13 protein-coding genes are annotated in these 20849 nt (G+C 58.9%); 8 read left to right on the top strand and 5 right to left on the bottom strand.

Annotated elements, in window-relative coordinates:
• Positions 1-97 precede the first annotated feature (97 nt).
• The 5 genes from ACYQOP_RS19785 to ACYQOP_RS19765 all read left to right on the top strand — a co-directional run bounded on the left by ACYQOP_RS19785 (position 98) and on the right by ACYQOP_RS19765 (position 6163).
• The gene (locus ACYQOP_RS19785) at positions 98-1720 is read left to right on the top strand and encodes an ABC transporter substrate-binding protein (RefSeq protein WP_461223584.1); all 1623 of its coding nucleotides are present in this window, start codon (positions 98-100) and stop codon (positions 1718-1720) included.
• A 5-nt stretch (positions 1721-1725) separates the two neighbouring features.
• Complete coding sequence (locus ACYQOP_RS19780) at positions 1726-2658, top strand: ABC transporter permease (RefSeq protein ID WP_461223583.1); 933 nt, start codon at positions 1726-1728, stop codon at positions 2656-2658.
• Positions 2655-3566, top strand: a complete 912-nt coding sequence (locus ACYQOP_RS19775) for an ABC transporter permease (RefSeq protein WP_461223582.1) — start codon at positions 2655-2657, stop codon at positions 3564-3566. The genes ACYQOP_RS19780 and ACYQOP_RS19775 overlap by 4 nt, the downstream gene beginning before the upstream one ends.
• Positions 3563-5242 carry a dipeptide ABC transporter ATP-binding protein gene (locus tag ACYQOP_RS19770; RefSeq protein ID WP_461223581.1) on the top strand — a complete coding sequence of 560 codons (1680 nt, stop codon included), beginning with the start codon at positions 3563-3565 and terminating at the stop codon, positions 5240-5242. Before ACYQOP_RS19775 ends, ACYQOP_RS19770 begins: the two co-directional genes overlap by 4 nt.
• Positions 5243-5776: 534 nt before the next feature.
• Positions 5777-6163 (top strand): helix-turn-helix domain-containing protein, encoded by a 387-nt coding sequence (locus ACYQOP_RS19765; RefSeq protein ID WP_461223580.1) that lies wholly within the window; start codon positions 5777-5779, stop codon positions 6161-6163.
• 243 nt (positions 6164-6406) lie between these two features.
• Here ACYQOP_RS19765 and ACYQOP_RS19760 read toward each other — a convergent pair whose 3' ends face one another.
• Positions 6407-7474: an SDR family oxidoreductase gene (locus ACYQOP_RS19760; RefSeq protein ID WP_461223579.1), complete on the bottom strand. Its 1068-nt coding sequence runs from the start codon at positions 7472-7474 to the stop codon at positions 6407-6409.
• Between the two features lie 52 nt (positions 7475-7526).
• Here ACYQOP_RS19760 and ACYQOP_RS19755 point away from each other — a divergent pair, with 52 nt between their 5' ends.
• From ACYQOP_RS19755 to ACYQOP_RS19745, 3 genes are all read left to right on the top strand, one after another.
• The gene (locus ACYQOP_RS19755) at positions 7527-7976 is read left to right on the top strand and encodes a MerR family transcriptional regulator (RefSeq protein WP_461223578.1); all 450 of its coding nucleotides are present in this window, start codon (positions 7527-7529) and stop codon (positions 7974-7976) included.
• A gap of 819 nt (positions 7977-8795) precedes the next feature.
• On the top strand, positions 8796-11537 hold the full coding sequence (locus tag ACYQOP_RS19750; protein ID WP_461223577.1) for a pentapeptide repeat-containing protein: 2742 nt from the start codon (positions 8796-8798) through the stop codon (positions 11535-11537).
• A 351-nt stretch (positions 11538-11888) separates the two neighbouring features.
• Entirely contained in the window at positions 11889-14303 is a 2415-nt protein-coding gene (locus ACYQOP_RS19745) for a trypsin-like peptidase domain-containing protein (protein ID WP_461223576.1), read from the top strand.
• 184 nt (positions 14304-14487) lie between these two features.
• Here the strand turns inward: ACYQOP_RS19745 and ACYQOP_RS19740 are convergent, their stop codons facing one another.
• The 4 genes from ACYQOP_RS19740 to ACYQOP_RS19725 all read right to left on the bottom strand — a co-directional run bounded on the left by ACYQOP_RS19740 (position 14488) and on the right by ACYQOP_RS19725 (position 20801).
• The gene (locus ACYQOP_RS19740; protein ID WP_461223575.1) at positions 14488-15108 is read right to left on the bottom strand and encodes a hypothetical protein; all 621 of its coding nucleotides are present in this window, start codon (positions 15106-15108) and stop codon (positions 14488-14490) included.
• Positions 15109-16025: 917 nt separating this feature from the next.
• The gene (locus ACYQOP_RS19735) at positions 16026-16214 is read right to left on the bottom strand and encodes a hypothetical protein (protein WP_461223574.1); all 189 of its coding nucleotides are present in this window, start codon (positions 16212-16214) and stop codon (positions 16026-16028) included.
• Between the two features lie 1305 nt (positions 16215-17519).
• Complete coding sequence (locus ACYQOP_RS19730) at positions 17520-18185, bottom strand: hypothetical protein (RefSeq protein ID WP_461223573.1); 666 nt, start codon at positions 18183-18185, stop codon at positions 17520-17522.
• Positions 18186-19607: 1422 nt separating this feature from the next.
• On the bottom strand, positions 19608-20801 hold the full coding sequence (locus ACYQOP_RS19725; RefSeq protein ID WP_461223572.1) for a hypothetical protein: 1194 nt from the start codon (positions 20799-20801) through the stop codon (positions 19608-19610).
• Between the last annotated feature and the right edge of the window lie 48 nt (positions 20802-20849).

Here is a 20849-nt window from a genome sequence, read left to right as displayed (position 1 = left end):
CAGAGATGAAGTCAAAAAATTCCCTCAGCATCAATTAGGGAATGTTTTGCTCGCGTTGAGTCTGGTCGTAGACAAAGCATATCCCGAGCTGAGATTGATGAAAAAATTCGTTTCCTTGCTTGCGCTGGCCACGATCTCCGCGACCGGGCTCGCTCCTCTGTCACCCGTCGATGCTGCGGAACCGCAGCCTCGGCCCGGCGGCACCCTCACCTGGGGCGTGACGACGGAGCCGTCCTGCTTCGATCCGCATCGCTCGTCGCAGCAGGCCGCCTTCTTCGTGGCGCGCAACTACATCGACTCGCTGGTCGGCAAGAGGGCGGACGGGACCTTCGCGCCCTGGCTCGCCACGGAATGGACGATATCGCCGGACGGAAAGGTCTATACCTTCACCTTGCGCGAGGACGTCATCTTCCATGACGGTGAGGTGTTCGATGCGGCGGCGGTGAAAGCGAATTTCGACTTCGTGAAAAACCCCGCCAACGCAGCGAACGCCGTCGCGCTGCTCGAATATTTCAGCTCGGCCGAGGTGATCTCACCGCACGTGGTCAGGCTCACGCTCTCGAAGCCGGATTCGACGTTTCTTGAATCGGTTTCCAACGTCAAACTCGGCCTGATCTCGCCCAAGTCCCTGGCCAAGGGCGATCTCTGCGGCGGCGGTCCGTCCCTGGCCGGCACCGGCCCGTTCGTCTTCGAGCGCTACGTGCGCGGCCAGTCGGCGAGCTTCGTGCGTAATCCGCGCTACGCCTGGCCCCCCGGCTACGCGGCCCGTCGGGGACCGGCCCATCTCGACGGGTTCAGCTTCCGGTTCCTGCCCGAATACGCCGTGCGCACCGGCGCCCTCACGTCGGGGCAGGTAGACGTCATCGAGGGCGTTCAGGCCACCGACGTGTCCCTGTTCGCGGACGATCCGCAGTACCGGCTCCTCATCGGCCCGTCGGGTGCCAGCACGTCCTTCACCCTCAACATCAACTACACCCGGGCGCCGGCCGACGACATCCGGGTTCGACGCGCCCTACGCGACGGGTTCGATCCCGAGCCGATCGTGCGTCAGGTCTATCTCAGTCACGTGAAGCGGGCCTGGTCGATCATCGGGCCGGCCAACCCGGCCTACAACAAGGCTCTGGTGGGGGCCTGGGGCAACGACATCGCGGGCGCGAACCGGCTGCTCGACGAGGCCGGGTGGACGCAGCGCGACGCGCAGGGGTTCCGCACCCGGGAGGGCCGGCGCCTCACCCTCGATGTCGGGTATCCGCAACCCTACGTGCGCGACAACCGGGAGATCCTCATCCAGGGCATCCAGGCGGCCTTGCGCAAGAACATCGGGTTGGACCTCAACCTGCGCATCGTCACGGCGGGCGAGTACGCCAAGGGCAACGCCACCGGCACTTGGTCGATCTATCCCAACACCGACAACCCCGCCGACCCGGCCCGCGAATTATGGGACATGCTCGGCTCGAAGGGCTTCCTCTACACGAAGGTGCCCAATCCCGACCCGGAGATCACCGGCCTGATCGATCAGGCCCTCCAGGCGACGGACCCGGTCGCCAAGCGCGCGCTCACGGACCGCATCCAGGTCCTGGGCGTCGAGAAGGCGTTCATCGTCCCCCTGTTCGCGCCGAGCTGGTTCCTGGCTGCGAAGACGGCCGTGCGCGGGCTGGGCTTCGAGGCGGGGCTCGACTCGCCGTCGAACGCCTACGACGTCTGGATCGCAAAGGAGTAGCCCCCATGGGTTCGCGCGCCCTCTGGTCCCGCGTCGTCGCACGCCTGGGCACGAGCGTCATCGTCGCCTGGGCCAGCGTCACGGCGGCCTTCCTCGCCCTCCATGCGCTCCCGGGCCGGATCGAGGACATCCTGGCGGGCGACATCGATACCCCGGGGCTGCGCGAGGCCATCGCCGCCGAATGGGGGCTCGATCAGAGCCTGCTCGCGCAATATTGGGCCTTCCTATCCCGCATCGCCGGCGGCGACCTCGGCACTTCCTACGTCCTGCGCCAGCCCGTACGCGAGATCGTTGGCTCGCAACTCTGGCCCACGGTTCAACTCGCACTGATGGCAGGCATGCTGGCGGTGGCGCTCGCCGTGGCGGTGGCGCTTCTCACCGCCGGGCGGGGCCGGCTGTCCCGGAAGGTCGCCTCCGCCATTGAACTCGTCCTGGCCTCCACCCCGGTCTTCTGGATCGGCATCCTGCTGCTGATGCTGTTCTCCTTCACCTTGCGGTGGTTTCCGGTCTCGGGAGCGAATGGCTGGCAATCCCTGGTCCTACCCGCGATCGCCCTGGCGCTGCCCACCGCCGGCCTTCTGGCGCAGGTGCTCCGGGAGGCCGTCGAGAAGGCCCTCGACCAGCCCTTCGTCACCACGATCCGCGCCCGTGGGGTCGGCGAACTCACGATCCGGACCCGCCACCTCCTGCGTCATGCCTCACTGCCGGCCGTCACCCTCGGCGGCTGGCTGATCGGTGGGCTGCTGGGCGGCGCGGTCATCACCGAAAAGGTGTTCGGCCGGCCGGGACTCGGCAGCGTCACCCTTGGCGCGGTGCTGACTCATGACGTTCCGGTGGTGCTCGCGGTCGTGCTCCTCGCTGCCTTCATTCACGTTGCAGCCTCGACGCTCCTCGACATCCTGTACCTACTGATCGACCCGAGATTGAGGACCGCATGACTGCTTCCGCTCGCATCGTTCCTCCCTCTGGCCTGCTCCACGATCCCGGCGCGCCCGCGCGGGCCGGACATGATCCCGCCAGTGTCGCGTTGAACCGGCACCGCGCCTATCCGCTTCCCGTCCTGGGCTCTGCCCTGTTCCTCGCCGCCCTTTTCGCTGTGGCGGCGGCGCCCGGCCTCTTCACGGCCCACGACCCGCTGGTTGGCGATGTCCTGGAGGGCCTGAAGGCGCCGGACTGGGCCCATCCCTTCGGCACCGACCGGCTCGGCCGGGATGTCCTCGCCCGCACCTTGTACGGGGCCCGCTACTCCCTGCTGATCGGCCTCGGTGGCATGACGGTCTCGGTGCTGGCGGGCGTCTTCCTCGGGATCCTGGCCGGCCAGCGCAACCGCTTTCTGGATGAGGTGACCTCGCGCCTCTTCGACGTGCTCTCGTCGTTTCCCGGCGTTCTCCTCGCCATGTTGGTCGTCACCTTCCTCGGCCAGGGCATGCTCAACATCGCCCTCGCGGTGGGCATCGCGGGCATTCCGAAGTTCGGCCGCATCGTGCGCGCCCAGACCCAACTGGTCCGCGATGCCGATTACGTGACGCAGGCCGCCATCTACGGGCTCGGCCGGCGCCAGATCTTCCTCCGACACGTGCTGCCGAACGTTCTGGTGGCGGTCCCGGTGATCGCCACCGTGTATATCGGCAGTACCATCCTGACCGTGTCGGGCCTTAGCTTCCTCGGCCTCGGCCCACAGCCGCCGACCCCCGAATGGGGTGTCATGCTGGCCGAGAGCCGCGATGTTCTGCGCGTCGCCTGGTGGCCGGCGGTGTTTCCGGGCGCCGCCATCACCCTGACGGTCATCGCCTTCAGCACCGTCGGGGTCTTCCTACAAAAGCGCTTTGAGGGACGCATCGCATGAAGGGCGCGGCCGAGGCCTCAGCCACCGGCGCGCTTCCGCCGCTGGTCGACATCCGCAACCTGTCCATTGGCTTCGGTGGGCCGCCCATCGTCCAGGGGGTCGATCTCGTCGTCCGGGCCGGAGAGTGCGTCGCGCTCGTCGGCGAGTCCGGGTCCGGCAAGAGCTTGACGGCGCGCAGCCTCCTGAACCTCGCTGGCGCGGGCGCGACGGTGGAGGCCCACCGCTTCCGCCTCCAGGGTCGCGATGCGAAAGCCTTCGGGGCCGCCGACTGGCGCCGCCTGCGCGGCACAGTGACGGGCCTCGTGATGCAGGACGCCCTGGTCTCGCTCGATCCGCTGCGCACCATCGGGCAGGAGGTGGCGGAGGTCCTGTCCGAGCATCGCCTCCTGGCGGGACGGAAAGCCATCGGCGCGCGCGTCCTCGACGTCCTGGCCCGGGTGGGAATTCCGGACCCGGAGCACCGCGCCCGCCAATATGCTCACCAGCTCTCCGGGGGGCTGCGCCAGCGCGCCCTCATCGCCTCGGCCATCGCGGGCGAACCCGACCTGATCATCGCCGACGAGCCGACCACCTCTCTCGACGTGACGGTACAGGCGCAGGTTCTGCAGGTGCTCGCGGGGCGGGTGCGGGCGGGTGCGGGGCTCCTGCTCATCAGCCACGATCTCGCGGTGGTTGCCGGGATCGCGGACCGGGTACTGGTCATGCGGCACGGCCGGGTGGTCGATAGCGGGCCAACGGCGGAGGTCCTAACGCGGCCGCGCCACCCCTATACCAAGGGTCTGATCGCGGCGATTCCTTCCTCCGCCTCGCGGGGTCGCCGGCTCACCGGGGCGGCTCAGGCAATTCACCGGGATGGTGGCGATCCGAGACCCGCTCCCCGCCAGGAGGTCGTCCTAGAGGTGCGCGGGATCGCAAAGCATTACGCGGGGGCCGCGGGCTATGGCCGCCCGGCCTTCGCCACGAAGGCCCTCGACGATGTGAGCTTCGTGGTGAAGGCCGGCGAGGTCGTGGGCCTCGTGGGTGAATCCGGCTCGGGAAAGTCGACCTGCGCCAAAATCGTCCTCGGTTTGCTGGCGCCGGATCGTGGCAGCGTCCGCCTCCTTGGGCAGCCCTGGAGCGGCATCCCGGAAACGCAGCGGCGCGGCCTTCGCCCGCGCCTGCAATACGTCCCGCAGGACGCTCTGAGCAGCTTCGACCCGCGATACCGCGTTTCCGACATCATCGGGGAGAACCTCGCAAGTCATGCACGCGCGGACAGGGCCACGCGCGTGGTCGAACTTCTCGAGCAGGTCGGCCTGGCCGCCGACATTGCCGCCCGCAACCCGTCCTCCTTATCGGGAGGTCAACGCCAGCGCGTCTCGATAGCCCGGGCGCTGGCAGCCGAGCCGGCCCTCATCGTCTGCGACGAGCCGGTCTCGGCCCTCGACATCGGCATCCAGGCCCAGGTACTCGATCTACTCGCGGATCTGCGGGCGCGCCTCGGAACGGCGCTCCTATTTATCTCACACGACCTTGGGGTCATTCAGCATCTCGCGGACCGCGTACTCGTCTTCTACCACGGGAAGCTGGTGGAACAGGGTCCGGTGGGCGAGATCCTGACACATCCGACAGATGCCTACACGAAAGCGCTTCTAGCCTCTCAGCCACGCCTCGAACTGGACCAAGCTTTCGCATGAGCCGAGCTTTCGCAAGCAGGTTCCTGACAGTCGGGGCTCTGCGCAGGCTCATGGTCTCTACGAACGACCGCTTCTGGGAATTGTGTAGGGTTGCTCGTACGGCGCAGTTGGGTCGGCTGAGGAATGTCCGCTTCGAGGCGGGCTGCCAGGATCCTGTTGCCCCCTACCTGCAGCGGACTTGCTGGGTCCCATGGGGATGCAGACTTGATCAGTCGATGGCGGTAGGTAGGCGTCCAGTACGAACGGGGCGGCGGCCGTCAAGATCGCCTGTGTCGCGGCGCCCATGACCACCGGGAGGTCCGGTCCGGCGAGGTTGGCCAACCCGACATGGTCACGGTGGCCGTGTGAGAGAATGAGGGCCTTTAGATCACCGCCGCCGGCCATGCCATCCACGGATGGGTAGCAAGACACATCATCCGGTTCGCCGTCTAGCGGAAGGCCGAGGTCGAGGAGGATGCGCGCGCCATCGTGGGCCAATTCCACACAGGTACCGCCGATCTCACGCGCCCTGCGGTGGATACGAACCTGCATCGAATGGACGAGCCCCATACGCCGCACCGATTGCGCAACGGGGATAACCGTCTCGTCTCAGGTTCTCGCAGCAATTGTATCGCAGATATTCGATGGTTTCCCCGGGTGCAAGCTGTTCGCGTCCGCGTCATGGACGAACGAGCCCGCGTGGCGTGGCATCTGCGGCGATTGCGGGTTGAACGGGGGCTGTCTCAGAAGGCGCTCGCCGTTGATGCTGGCGTGGACCGTGGGTACGTAAGCGGCATTGAGCGTCGTAGCTTCAACCCCACCGTAGACATTCTAGATCGCCTCGCGTCCGCTCTGTCGGTCGATGTCTCGAAGCTTTTTGCGTTGCCTGCCGACAACGAACAACCTCCGTCGCCACTGAGACCCGGGCGCCGCCGAAGCTGAACGGCCAAAGCACCGGGGAGGGGTATATCCCGCTACTGAACCGATCCTCAGAAGGTACAAATCTTATGAAGCGAGTATCCGACTGCCGGTGCGAACGACTGCAGATGTCCGCCAGCGTCGTTAGGGCTGAAAATAGGGCCGACAGTGGCGCGCCATAAAAACATCAGCAAAAACAACAACTTATGCGTACGTCTGGCGGACCGTGCCCGACGATGATGAGCACTACGTCTACGCTATAGCCCTCTAACGCGGCCGCCTTTGGTCCGTTCGCGCGGGCAAGAGGCCGTTTGCACGAAACCAGGCCACTTCATCGCGCAGCGTTTCGATGACCGGGCGGAATTCTAAACCCAACTCTCGTTTGCTTTTGGCGGGATCGTAGCGAGAGCGGTCATTCTCCGTCGCGATGGTGCGCGCCATGGCCCAGCTCAACAGCACCGGCTTGCCGGTCATTCGGGCATAGAGCTCATTACCAGCGCCGATCAGGTAGAGAAGACTGAGCGGAACGCGCCGGGCCGGTGCCTTGGCCCCGGTCGTCTGTGCGATCAACGGCAGCAGATCGGCCATGGTCATGTGCCGACCGGCGGCAAGGTAGCGTTCATTCCGTCTTCCCTGATGGTTAGCAAGGATCATCGCCCGCGCCACATCTCGTGCATCGACCACAGAGAAGGACCCGGGGGGAACGCCCGGCAGGCGCTCAAGCGCCACATCCAGGATGGTCTGACCTGCCGATGTCGGTCCGATATCGCCCGGCCCGTGCATCCAACCGGGGAGCACCATGGCCGCCCAGAAATCGGGATGTGCATCGAGAAAGTCGAGCACCACGCGGTCCGCCAGGATCTTGCTGCGATAATAGTCGTCAGCGTCCCGCTCATCCCGCAGCATGGTCTCATCAATGATCTGTCCGGGTGCGCCGCGCAGCACGGCAACCGAACTGGTGTGGACGAAGCGACGCACGCCGGCGTTCCATGCGTGATCGAGCAGGGCGCGGGTGGCCTCGACATTGGCCGCGTAGAGCGCATCCCAATGGCGGCCACCCTTGTAGGAATCCCGGAAATAAGCCGCAGTATGGAAAACCACATTGGCGCCCCGAAGCGCATCCGCGAAACCAGGCACATCGAGCATGTCGCCGGTGACGATCTCCAGATCCAGTCCACCGAACTGCCGCGCTGCTTTTTCAGATGAGCGCACCAGCGCCCGCACGTGCCAACCTTCGGCGATCAATTCGCGCACCAGATTGTTGCCAAGAAGGCCGGTTGCCCCCGTCACGAAGGCAATAGGTGGCCGGGAAGTGATATTGGGATCGTTTGACATGAAAATGTTCCACAATTGAGGGAACACGCTCTATAAGTCTGGACCACGGTCCATGGTCAAGAGTTTGAGAGGCAAAATGCTGATAGGAGAATTTGCACAGCGGACGGGACTGAGCCAGGACACCGTTCGCTTTTATGCTCGTAAGGGCCTGCTCACGCCACAGCTCGGCGTAAAGGGAGGACGCAACCCTTATCAGGTGTTCACTGAACGCGATGCCTCGACGGCCCGGATGATTCGGTTCGCGCAATCTCTGGGTATGTCCCTCAAGGAGATCGCGGAGATTGCCACGGAACTGCAACGCGAGGGGCTCTCACAGGCACGTGAAGTCGAGATCATGGAAGTTCAACTTGCGAAACTGGAGCAGAAGGCGGCCGAACTGGCCGAACTGACCAAATACCTGCGGGCCAAGCGGGATTGGGTCGTGCGCGGCAAGCCGGGCAATGAACCGCGATTTACCGATGAGATGCTTTGCCTGGCTTCAACACTGCCCAGCTTTAGTTAACTGCGCGAATCGGCGGCGTTTGCGTCGTCATCGCGCAGAAAATCGCGCCATAGTGTGGAATCGGCGGGTTTGGCGGAAGGGGTGTCCGCTCTCATAATAAGAATTCATCCATGATATCAATATCATAACCCGGCAACTGACAAACTTACCCACGTTATTACCCATGCCTATCACTCGAATGGCACCGAATAGCTATGAAGACAGGCGAACATGGCGGGCCGAAAGTTAAGTCTACGTTATTGTATAGTTTGTCACGAACGGTAAAGTTCAGACTCGCTCACCAAAGAGTTGCCTGCTCTCGATACTACGTTGTAGAGTGCGCGGCACGTTCCCGCCGGCTCGACATTCTCAGCAGAATCAGCGCCGATTATGGCCATTATCAATGCCCAGATTGTCCGGCCTGCGCGTCAGCCATTGGAGTGTACCGGTAGAGCCGCATCAGATGTGGCAACGAGACGGGTGCGATGGGAGACGTTGACGCCGGCCGGGAATATGCCAAGACCGTGCTACGAGCACAAACTCTAGAAAGGCACGTCGCACGAAGCACTGGGCCCTCCGAACCGTTAGGTTAGGCGCGCCGAGTCTTACCAATCTAAGCACTTAATGAAAAGATAGGACCGACAAAATTTCTTTGCAGATGCAATGAAGTGCATTAACCTTACACTGGGGAACGGACGTTACCCCGTGACAAAATCAAAATAAAAAAGGATAAAGATATATATTATTACAGATAAAATTCCGCCGAGTCAATGCATCAAACGTATGAATACAACTTCGTCCAAGACTTAACGCTAGCAATAAACAAAGGGAATTTGTAGTATGAGCGAGTTGGGCATTAGTTTTTCATCAGGCGGAGAAGAAAATAGAGTACTAACTTTTAAAACTGCCGATTTCTTCAAATCTGCATCAAAATTCCTCATTAAAATGGCGGCAGGCAGTTACACAGATGCACTAGCAGAACTTCCAGATGTAGGGGCATCAATTGGAGTAACAACGTCTCCACAAGAGAGGGTGGGCAACTTAATTACCAGGGCCATACAGAGAGCTTTAAAAATTATCCTTACTGACATAGTCAACGAAAGTTCGAACATAAGTTCCGATGTATATGCCGCTTCTTTTATTGGGCTTTCTGAGAACACAATAATTTCGGTTGATAATGATTTTTTGTCAAATCCGAATAAAATGAATATAATACCTATACTGCAAAATGACATCATACATTGGCTAACAGCAATCGACACGCCTTCGAATGACATAAAAAATGTTATGACTCGCCTTCCTTCAGTGTTTACAAGATGTCTTCATGATGAATGGAGATCAAATCCGACCTATTATAAAGAAATACTTGAGGCCATAGAAAGTCCTTTCATAGGTGCGGCCGTCTTAGAGCAAGACTGGAATCGCTATCGCTCATATCTCAACTCAGTTGTCAACGAGCGGGTTTTTGACGAAACATTTGGCTTGGCCCAAATATTCATACCGCCCAGATGTTTTTATAATAAACGGCAAGACTCTGCGGATAGAACACTTAGATTTTCAGATGCAAAAACACATCGCTCAGACCCAATACGGATAATTGACTGGGCTGAAAGAGAGATAAACCATTGGATTTCAAAAGAAGATAAAGATTTTTCGATTCGAGTCATAGCCGGTGGTCCAGGCTCCGGCAAATCTTCTTTTGCCAAAATTTTAGCCGCTAAGCTTGCCCACGAAACCCGGAAAGTACTATTCGTTCCACTTCACCAAATCGATTTAGAAAGTGGACTTGTCCGCGCAGTTGCGGATTTCTTTAAACAGGCTGGTCACTTCGGCACTGACCCTCTTACAGAAGACGGTCAAAAGCCTCTAGTTTTGATCCTTGACGGGCTTGATGAAATTCAATTGCAGGGGAAGGCAGCGCAAGAATCTGCACAGGGCTTCGTAAATGAGTTAATTAGGTATGTTGAGCGTGTAAACACTATCCATTGTCGACTTCTTTGCTTGATAACAGGCAGAGATTTAGCTGTACAGTCTGCGGATAGCGCATTCCGCACTGAAGGACAAGTAATTCATTTGGTGCCGTACTCCCTTGCAGCAGAGTCACGTGCGAATTTCACAGACAGGGACGACCTATTTTCGTTGGACCAAAGAGATGAATGGTGGAAAAAATATGGAGAACTTACTGGACTTAACTACGACTGCATGCCGGACAACCTCAGAAAAGGCGAAATGAATGAGGTAACCTCTCAGCCACTACTGAACTATCTTGTAGCATTAGCCCATCGCCGTGGACTAAAGCTAGATGAGACAACTAACATAAATTCAGTTTATGGCGACTTATTACAAGCAGTATATGTGCGTGGCTGGGCGAGGAACAATCACCCTAGCGTGAAAGACGTGCCATATCAGTCATTCGTTCGTCTACTTGAGGAGGTTGCCTTAGCTGTATGGCACGGTGCTGGCCGGACGACGACGATTGCAGAGGTGGAACTACATTGTCAACAAAGTAAAGTTGGCGCCTTACTACCCTCCTTTGAGTCCGGCATTTCATCAGGAGTGTCCTCTCTCCTTCTAGCATTTTACTTCCGACAAAAAGGTCGACGAGATAACGGCGAGAAAACGTTCGAATTTACCCATAAGACTTTTGCGGAGTATTTAATATCGCTTAGAGTAGTGCGCCTTGTAGAACTAGTGTGTTCTCAGCTAGCTGCACATCAAGTTAATCCTGACTTCGGGCTTGATGAGCAAGATGCTCTCTTCCGCTGGTTGAATATTTGCGGCAAGGCGACATTAGACAACTACCTACTTGATTTTATAAGGCGTGAGATTGCTTTCAGGGACAGGCAATCTGCTCTAGCCCTGCAGGTCGGGCTGACTTCTATGTTAGATGCCTCATTGGTTTTGGGTTGGCCCGTACAACGCCTTGAGCGACTTAATTTTCTTGAGCAAAAGCAACATGCGCGCAATGCTGAAGAAACTCTAGTGGCGTGCATCCATGCCTGCGCCATTATTAGCAAGGAAAAAACAATGGTCAGTTGGCCAAGTGAAACTGCAGCAGGGGAAATGTTAAAGCGATTACAAGGGCAGAGAAAAGGTCCAAATAACAAACCCATAATGAGTTGTCTTGCCTATATATCTTTCTGCGATCAGTACTTAGATATGGCCGACTTATTTAATGCGAATCTAGAGAACTGCGATTTCTCGGGAGCCGAGCTAAATTATGCGTGTTTGATGAGAGCTAAACTATCCAACGCGATATTTATAGGTGCAGCTATAGACGGTGCTTATCTTTCAAGCGCCGAACTCGATGGCACAAAATTTTCAATTTCTTTGGTACGGAACATACGTCGAGGCCTTAGGTCTCGAAAAGGTCCTATAGCACTCGATCTGGACGAATTAGGGGACCGCATGCCAACAGGATATCAAGATGTCCATACATTTGCACGTGCACTCTTAAAAAAAGGTGCCTTAGTTATTCATCCTACAGGACATATTATGGAATTAGATGAGATTACTCAATACCTTGTAGAGCAAAATAAATCAAAAGGAAATAATGAACTAAAAATTGCAAATAATGAATAATCATATGTGTGTTTAATGCGCGCTAAATTTGTTATTTTTGCTGTTTAGCACAAGTTCGGCGGCCTAAAAATTTTTACTGAGTTAGTATTTATAATAAATTCTGGCTCGATGGAAACGAAACGCGTTTGAAACGGGGGTGGAATGTTTAGGGGAGCGCTTTTCACGTTTGGGTTTGTTACTTCGCTGTTTATCCCGCCGGTAATCGCTGGCGACCTCGCGCTGAATAGAGATGTTCGCTGGGTCGTCCTCGCGTCTCGGGCCGATCTAAACGAGGCCATTGGTATCGCACGCTATCACCGCTGGCGGCACCCGACTATCCGGGTGATGCGGTCAGCAAACGGATGGTTTGCCGTGGCTTATGGCCCGGAACAGGCCGCCAACCCTCGATTGGTTCGTGAACGGCTCGTGCGCGAAGGAGGACTGCCGAAAGATTTTATCTTGTCCCGCGGCGACAGCTATGTCGAACAGGTTTGGTCACCGCCGCCCGCGACACGGACCGAGAGCGTCAAATACGACGGCTTCCGCGACAGCGTGATGCGAATTGGCGATCTAACTGTCGCGATTAGCAGTGCCGCGACAGCCGGTGGGTCTGAGCGCTATCCGGTCGCGATTGGGCGCCTGGGGGGCCGCCAGAGCTTCAGAATGGCGTTGGAACGATCCGTTCGTGAAGCGCCGGAGGGTCCGGGGACTGATGTCGCCGAATTGAAAGCGGTGCGCCTCGATCCGGCGGCGACGAGACCGAGCCTCGTCTTCACGTCGTTTTGGGGCGGCGCCCATTGCTGCACCGTCACGCAGATTGCGACCGAGGATGGCGCCGCGGGCCGGTGGACCGTGGCGGATGGCGACACGCTCGACGGCACGGGGGGGTATGATTTCGAGGACCTCGACGGGGATGGGGCCCACGAACTGCTTAGCGGAGACCAGAGTTTTTTGTACGCCTTTGGCGCCTATGCGACGGCCAATCCGCCGTCCAGGATTCAGCAGCTGCGCGGCGGTCGCATCGAGGACGTCACGCGGCATCCGGCGTTTGCCTCGTACCAGCGCCAGGAACTCGCCACGATGGAGCATGGCGCCGACCTCAACCCGGAGCGTTGGCGAGACAATAATTTCCTCGGCGGGTGGGTCGCGCAGAGCATTCTCGCCGGGCGCGGCGATGCGGCATGGCCGCGGATGCTGCAACTGTACGACCGCAACGACGAATGGTCGTACGAGGTGTGCGCGGTCAGTCTCCCGCTCGAGAAATGTCCGGACGGCAAGCGCCGAAAGACCGATTTTCCCACGGCCCTGCGGCGGCACCTGGATGAGAACGGCTACGGCTCTTCCGTGCCCGTGTCTCGTCCGACAACGGCCAGCGACGTCCCGTTCGGCCCACCGCGATACGAAGCCGCCGCAGCCCAATTCGACCGCCTTCCGTTTGAGGAACGCATGCGGCTTCAGGTCCTCCTGACGGCTGCCGGCCATCAGGTGGCGGTACCTAATTCCGCATTTTCAAAGCGGCTCTTTGAGACCTTGATCCGCTACCAGACTCAGGCCGGACAACCAGTCACCGGCATGCTCGATGAAGCAGGTCTTGCCACGCTTTCTGCCGAGGCGACGCCGCTCATGCGCAACTGGGGCTTCCGCGAGGCCTCGCACCCGACCCGTGGTCGCCCGATCTGGGTCCCGTTCGGTCTCGGGCTGCGTGAAAAGCGCGGTGACCTGGGCGTGACCTGGACCGACCCTGCGGGACGCGTCGTGCTGAGCTACACCAGCGCTCCCGACAGCTTGGAGGACAGCTACCGAAGCGCGTTGGCGCGCTTCAGCCAGAACGGTGGGCGCGTCAATTACAAGGTGCTCCGGCCCGACTTTTTCGCCATCTCGGCCACCGGCACAGACGGCCTCGACTGGTATATTCGCTTCCATCGAGATGGAGCGGGCGTCCTCGGCTTTTTCCTCGCCTGGAAGACCGCTGAGACCGATCTGCATATGGAGCGGGTTGCCGTCCTCGTATCCGGCTCCCTATCCGCCGCGATGACCGGCGCACCCTTTACCACTCCGCCAACATTCGCATCGCCGCCGTCGGCCGTGGCCGTCGCACGCCCGTTCGAGCCGGCCGTACCACCGCCACCCGCGGTCGTTCCGAAACCGCCTGAGGATCGGCCGCGCCAGTCCTCCTCGGGCACTGGCTTCTTTGTCAGCCGCGACGGGCACCTGCTGACGAATGCGCACGTGGTCAGCGAATGTACGACCATCGAGGTCAACGGGCCGAACGGGCTTGTGCCGGCCCGGCTTGCGGCGAAGGACACAACTAACGACCTCGCCCTGCTAAAGACCGACATCACGCCGCTGAAGGTGGCGGCGGTTCGCTCGGGCGTACGCCTCGGCGAGGCCGTCGCCGTGTTCGGCTACCCGCTGTCCGGTATGCTCTCGACGTCGGGGAATTTCACCCTCGGCAACATCACGGCCCTGACTGGGCTCGGCGACGATTCGCGGTACTTTCAGATTTCGGCGCCGGTTCAGCCAGGGAATTCCGGAGGCCCGCTCGTGGACGCGAACGGTAATTTCATCGGCGTGGTGACGGCAAAGCTCAATGCGTTGAAGGTGATGGTCGCCACGAACGGCGACATTCCTCAAAACGTCAACTTCGCCATCAAAGGCTCGGTGGCGACCACTTTCTTAGAGAGCAACGGCGTAGCCTTTACCACCGGGGCCGAAGCGAGCGCGCTACAGCCCGCTGACTTGGCGGAACACGCGAAATCGATGAGTGCCTTCGTGTCATGCAGATGAATTTGCGCAGCAAACCCATGCGCGCGTGGTCGGAAGCCACCCATCGCCTCCCGGAGGGGCGGGTGCAAATGAATGCGGGGCGCACAATTGGGCACTTTATACTGGCTCAACCAGACAATGAAATTCGTTTGGTCGTTTCAGTATATACACCTTAAATACACGTTGCCCCCGCCGTGACCAACCATCAGCCCCTCTCCGGCCCTTTCGGCCTATTCCTGATCCCACGCCGTGTGAGTACCGACTTGGCCTCCTCCTGATCCGCATTCGGCTCACTGCGCGACCACCGACCAAAGCCCTTGATGGGCACCAAGACCCCGCGGCCCTGCCACTGGTAGCCCTGGAGGAAGATTCGGTCGTTGGCTCGCTGCGTCGCCAGGAATTTCATCATGGGTTCGGCCTCGCGGTTGCTCATCTGCCGCTTGTATGGCCGCCTCCTCCTCGGATCGTGGATTCGCTTGCCGATGCGAGCCGGGTCTTTGATCTGGTATTTGGTCCAACCGAGCTGCTGGCCGGATTCTGAAAATTGAAACGGCCGATTCGTCGTTACTGTCGGAGCAAATGCTTGCACAAACAGGGCATTGATCTCAGCCTTCCGCCCGTCGGTTCGAATGAAACCATGGACGTGAATCGACCACAGCCATCCAGCTTTCGTCCCGTCAGGGGCAAGTCGCTCTTCCCGATTGACGTCGAAGCTGGCGATAATGGCCAACCCATTTAAGCGATTGGCGCGAAGCTTGTCCCGTAGGGCGCGTCCGCATTTCGCAAAGGACGCGACGATTAGCTGCGCGTCATCATAGAGGTGCAATCCCCAAACGAGGGTGAATGGCAGCCACTCACCACCGGACCGAAGTTGGGCCCTGATTTGGGGCCACAACCGGGTCACGAGTGCTGCTCTGCAAGTGCTGCAATCGGCGAGTTCGCAAGGCTCTAATTCGTCGCATTGGATTGGTTTACGAAGGGTGCGTTTGGGGAACTCGAAATCATCTAGCGTCTTTTGGCCACCAGAGGGTGAAGGCCGACGGGGGACATAAACTGACATGCATGGTCTCCGTGATTACCACGGTGACTTTACAAGCCCAATAAATTGCGATGCTGGGGTCGGCGTGTCCCTAATTTTTCATGTCGGAATAGCCCGCAGAAGGCGCCGTCTATTTGATGGGGGAACGCGTCCGCCGGACGGGCGCCCTGTGATAATGACCGAGCACCTGCCCCTTGGCTTTTTTGGGGGGATGCAAAGCGGTGAAACCCAACTATCGAATGGTCGTCCACGCGCGGTGCATCAATACCCGAGACCGGATGTGGAACCGGCGGCTAATAAGCAGCCCCTGTAAAGTCACGGTGCAACCGGAGAAAGCCGCACCGATGAGACCGCTCGACACCCTAACCTTCGCCCCGAGTGTTTTTCCCCCTGTGACGGATCAAGGTCACCGTCCTGTCCCCATTAAAGCGAGTGGGTCGTCCCACGTGGGACGAACGTGTGAAGATGCCCCGCCTCTTCCACGCGATGGTGGGTCCTCCCACCACAGGGCTTACTCCCGGTTCCGGCAGCCGCGCCGGCCAACGCGCGCCACTATCCAAGCTAGCCAGTCTAACGGTGAGCCCCCCAACGCATGCGAGACCGCGGCAGCCCCTTTGATTTGGCCAGAGCCGTCCCCTTGCGTTAGCGCATTGGCACCAATTCGAACACGGAACCCAAGACTTGGCCAATTCCAGGCAGATGCTTTAGCGACCCCCACCCTGGCAATCGCCCAGAGCATAACCGGTGAACGCCTTCAACGCGCGTCGGCTGTCGTCGCCGGCCGCGATCCCGCGCGTGAGATTCTGAGCCGGTGCTTCGTCGAGTTCGAGGCATTCGCTCAAAGCGAACAGGATGGGCGTGAAAGGGTTAGCGGTGCCCAAGACCACTTCCATTCGCTCCTCGCCAATGCGGTGCGGCTCCATCTGCACGACAGGCAAAATCCAGGAACGCTGGAGTCGTTGTATGTGCAGTACCACGTCCCTGCGGTTAAGGAGGGGCGAAACCCCTACGTCCGGTTGGCGCGACTGGTACTTCGCCCCCGAGTCGGGGATGGAAACGCAGGGTCATCGAACATTCAACGGGCGGCTGCCACGCTTCGGTACGCAGTCGAAAACGGGGTTTCACCCGGAACGCTGCCTGATGAGGTGAAAGCGAGAGGGGGCATGAAGGGGTGCGCAGCCCTTGACGCGAGGGCGCACGAGAGCCCGGAACGTCAACGTGCAAAACAGCGCGACAAGGAACGAATTACCGACATGCGTCGTCACGCGTCCCCTCTATCCGCCTCTGTGCCGCTCGATCAAATGAGACCAGGACAATTTTACGCTCTCCTCGTCGAGGTTACCGAAGAAGGTCTGCGAATGATGGGCTTGAGGCAGGAAGACGAGAATGGAACCCGGAGGTACAGTCCGCTTGGCCGCACCGGCTAAAGAGCGGTTCAGCCTGAGCCGCACCGTTAGACGAGGAGAGGGCTCCATGCTGTACGGGTCGCGGGAGTACGCATTTGCGCAGCCCTTCGCGGAAGCTCTTGGCCACGCCCCAGATTTTAGAGCCTGGGTGATCGGGCAGACAACGTTCGCTGCCTCGGCCGGCACAGCGCGGCTGCTCCGTGAAGAAATGCGAGCACGTCGGAGCCGGGGGGCGGCCACGTGGTGGCGATCACACTTCACCGAGCAGTGTCGGTGCGAGGGATGCCGGGGGCAAGAGACGGACGTCCTCGCGGTTTTCGAGGCCGAGAGTGGAGCGCGCTTCGCGATCCATGTCGAGGTGAAGGGACCAACCGACAGGTTCCCGTCCGGCCGTGATCAGGCAGCAAACTATGGGCTTCGTGCCTCCTGTTGGGCTAAATCTGCGCCGAAGGCCGTGGTACCTCATGGGGATGCGGCGACCATGCTGCTGTGCAGCGCCTCGAAGCTCGCCGAGTACGCGACCCATCTTCCGAAATTTGGCTCCGTGATCACGTTCGAGGCCATCGCTGCCCGGTGGCCGGATGCGACCGCAGCCAACGTCGCAAGTTCTAAGGGCGCGAGCACACCGTAGATACTACGTGGGGTATCGAGGCCACCCCTGGCTGATAGGTTGGAAGGTGTCGGCGCCCACGTTCGCCCGCAACCTGGGGCAAACGGTTTTACCTACAGCGCTCGTTCTACATGGCAGTGGGTGGCGCGCATGGAGCTGAGGCCGTTATGAACGACGACCTTCTACTGCTCTTGAGGTCCCGGCGAGGAGAGGGGGCGGTACCTGCGAACATCTTGAACCGTTTCCGCCCGTACCCCGAGCACCCGCAGAGTTCCGTGCTGATCCCTTTCAATCAAAACAGCGGTGAGCCCGCTCGGCAATTCGTCGGCGATCCCTGCGAGGTCAGCACCATAAGCCTGTTCCCGCAACGCCTGAAGGTGGGCGGCGCGTTTCGAAGCTGCCGCCTGTCGCTCCGGGCTCGGATGGGCCTCGCGATCTCTTTCGGCGCAGCCGTCAAGGCCCCGCTCCTCCTTCATCAGCTGAGAAAACGCGTCCGGCCCAACGCCATTTTCGTGGGCAAAGCGCAAGACGCCAGCATACCGACTCAGGTTGGTGCGCTGCCCCTTGTCCACGCTGCTAAAAACAAGCTTTACGACCGGCGAGAACGGATTGTGCGTACGCTCCGTCACCCTAATTTTATGGCGGGCGAGAAGGCGCGCGTAGCCATCGGGGTCTCGTGATTGTCCGTGCTCGTACAGGAGCGCTGATTTTTGAAGGCACTGGATCAGCAAGTGAGTCCGTCGCTCCTTCGAGTTTTCGAACTGCTGCGCGGCATCGGTGCAATCACGAAAAAGTTTCTCAATAGGCCGCTCATTTGTGGCGCCAGCCGTAACACGCGGCAGGTGCATTTGGTCCTGTCTAGGCTTCGTCGGGCCTGTTTCGCCTGCATTTGCGCGCCTGGGAGATGGCACCGTCCCCGCAACTCTCGCGCTCTGAGCCCGCGCTTCGAGACTTGGTCTTTGTCTCCGTCGGGGGATTGCGGCAAGCGCGTCCTCGCTCATGCCGAGTACCGGCGAAAGGGGCATCCTTGGGGCGATACGCGGGGACATGACCTTCAACGGACCGGGAGTATCCAGCTCATTGAGCACGTCGGGTGTGGGCTCGTCGCTCATGGTCGCACCATGTCACAAAGGATGGGGAGGTCGAGCCTAACGGGCTGGCCGGTTCCGGCAAGTGTTCCGTGCGGAACAGTTCAATAAAAGGCGACCCTCGTGGATAGTGAGGATCGCCCCTCTTGCGACGGTCCACAATTCGGGCAGCGGGCCAAATCTCGGGTGTCCGTGGCCAGATGTCGGGTGAGGGTGACCCGGACCCTACTTTAGCTTTGGAGTACGGCTGGCGGCGGCACAGGTGCACGCAGTTCGCAGAGGCCGTCCGCTAGGCTTAAGCGTAATCTTATCGGCATTTAAAACGGGAAAAGACCATGCCCGGCCAACCGCAATTTTAATTCGTGCCACTGTTCGAACCCACGCATGACCCGGCAGTGGTGCGTACGCCCGAACCATCTAAATTCGGTGAAATGGGAAATCGAGCCGGGTCATATTAGGGCGAACAATTGCGCGCTGATTTTTGAGAAAGCATAATTTGATTTAAATGCGCCGTCGTTCACGAGTTCTCGAAGCGCAGCCGTAGCGCTGGCCGACACCAACGACCCAATGCTAATTTATGAACGAAACCTCGGGGAGCACCAATAACTGCTAATACAGCGTCGCTGCCACAATCATGAAAAAGGAAAAAATCGAGCGCGGTTACGCAATCTAAAACCAGCCCTCATTCCCAAACGTTGGGCGCGCCAACATATTGTTGTCGGCCCCGTCGCTGGACGATGCTTCCGAAGCTGTGGCTGTGATCGCAACACTGCGTGCGGGCGAGATTCACCACCTAACTCTCTCGTAGGTCGAGTTGTACCCATTCGAAATGACGGTGCAGGCCACTTGAAATGTGGGTGCCAAGCCATGGTCCTCGCCTGGAATGACGGATTAAAGGTGCGCGTTCTTTGCGGTCGGGGCCACTCGCTGGTACGACGCCGCCTACCGCAGTGTCTTTAATGCGTTGCTTGAGCGCGACGGGTCCATTGCAGTGAAGCCTGTGCCATTTCGGCTGAGCCAGCAGTGGACCGGCCGGCTTTGGGTATTATCACCTATTAGGACCTGGAATTTTGGCAGCGGCGGCAACTTCCGGCTCTCTTCGCCCCCTCACATGCCCTTACCAAAAGACAACAGCGGGTCATCACGCTTGCAACGGAATCTTCCCATCAGGATTATCCGATATTATTCGCCTAAGTATTGTCCGAATTTTACATAACTACCTGGAAAACACTGCTTTACCAACTCCCGATTTTTATCTGCTAGCTGCTTCGAGCCATAGGGAGAACCCAACAGAACAAACACGTTATACCCCGGTTTAAAACCAACAAATTTTGCCGAGAAATCGTTGAACGTTCGTATGCCGCATTTTCTAGCGATACGATCAACCCAGTCTCCTCCATTTTCGTGCCGATGTGGCGAATCGGAGCCTGTTGAAAGCACTACCCACCAACCGCTATTGTTGTCCTGGCGCTGATCCAATTTCGCAACACTGGATGTCTTGTCATTATTGCCACACGCCAGTTTGAGCTTACGGACATGAACTGCAGCTTCACTTCCGTCAATAGTTATACGTTCCCCTGAAGGTGTCTTTATTCCAAAATCACCATTTTCCACCAAGCGCGACAATGACAAACTGCTTCCCGTGACGGGGAAAATTAGCTCATCGCCGTCACCGTTCACCACCGTGTATGGGACCGCCTCCTCTTTGCCGTCTGCAAAAAGCTTGAGAATCTTGTTTTTGTAAGAATTCATTTTATCCGATGGCGATCCAGTCTGAAAGTTATATTTGCCATTTCCAATACACTTTATCCTCACTAGGGCGTCTGTCTCAGGAACTCCGTATAACACCTCGCGTCTGCGTGAAGACCACCTCCACCTGGGTTGCTCTTGAGTATCAGTGGGATTGGTCGTCGCTGAGATAAGCCGCTCCGGTTTTACAACCAAGTTCTCTGCGTCAGCTATGAATGTTGCAGAGAAGTGCCCTTCTTGTGTGTCGACCTGGCATTTTACAGGATAGGCTTCTCCCACTTTCTTGCGACCGAAGGAGCAGACTCCAACTCCCTGCAAGGGCGTCGGCTGGCTATCCTTCATATGGACAACACGATCTATTTGCATCTTCGTAATCCAGCCGTCATCGATGCTTGTATTTCGAAATCCTGAGAAGGAAACCGTTACTTTTCCGGTGGAAAATATGAACCCATCCCTGCCGTCAGGATGGTGCGTACGTAGGAAATTTGGCTTGCATTCGGATTGGTAATCCAAGGTACGCACTGCCAACTTCACGCACGCTCCAGAAACAGACTCGATTTCCGTGGCACGGCAAGTTGGAGTAAAAAATATAGCAACCAAACCAGCAATCAAGGTTGAGTTTTTCATCGTGAAAGCTTGTCCTTGCCGACTCTAAGAAACTGTGCAGCGCAATTC

It is taken from the genome of Methylobacterium sp. CM6247 (assembly GCF_054817925.1).
Note: the sequence above shows the minus strand (reverse complement) of the source record. Positions and strands in the feature narration are given on the sequence as shown.

Bases quoted from the DNA above. Each gene is read 5' to 3' on its own strand.
- ACYQOP_RS19755 (WP_461223578.1), top strand. From the start codon at position 7,527: ATGGTCAAGAGTTTGAGAGGCAAAATGCTGATAGGAGAATTTGCACAG.
- ACYQOP_RS19765 (WP_461223580.1), top strand. From the start codon at position 5,777: ATGGACGAGCCCCATACGCCGCACCGATTGCGCAACGGGGATAACCGT.
- ACYQOP_RS19725 (WP_461223572.1), bottom strand. From the start codon at position 20,801: ATGAAAAACTCAACCTTGATTGCTGGTTTGGTTGCTATATTTTTTACT.
- ACYQOP_RS19730 (WP_461223573.1), bottom strand. From the start codon at position 18,185: ATGCACCTGCCGCGTGTTACGGCTGGCGCCACAAATGAGCGGCCTATT.
- ACYQOP_RS19760 (WP_461223579.1), bottom strand. From the start codon at position 7,474: ATGTCAAACGATCCCAATATCACTTCCCGGCCACCTATTGCCTTCGTG.
- ACYQOP_RS19770 (WP_461223581.1), top strand. From the start codon at position 3,563: ATGAAGGGCGCGGCCGAGGCCTCAGCCACCGGCGCGCTTCCGCCGCTG.
- ACYQOP_RS19775 (WP_461223582.1), top strand. From the start codon at position 2,655: ATGACTGCTTCCGCTCGCATCGTTCCTCCCTCTGGCCTGCTCCACGAT.
- ACYQOP_RS19750 (WP_461223577.1), top strand. From the start codon at position 8,796: ATGAGCGAGTTGGGCATTAGTTTTTCATCAGGCGGAGAAGAAAATAGA.
- ACYQOP_RS19735 (WP_461223574.1), bottom strand. From the start codon at position 16,214: ATGGAAGTGGTCTTGGGCACCGCTAACCCTTTCACGCCCATCCTGTTC.
- ACYQOP_RS19785 (WP_461223584.1), top strand. From the start codon at position 98: ATGAAAAAATTCGTTTCCTTGCTTGCGCTGGCCACGATCTCCGCGACC.
- ACYQOP_RS19780 (WP_461223583.1), top strand. From the start codon at position 1,726: ATGGGTTCGCGCGCCCTCTGGTCCCGCGTCGTCGCACGCCTGGGCACG.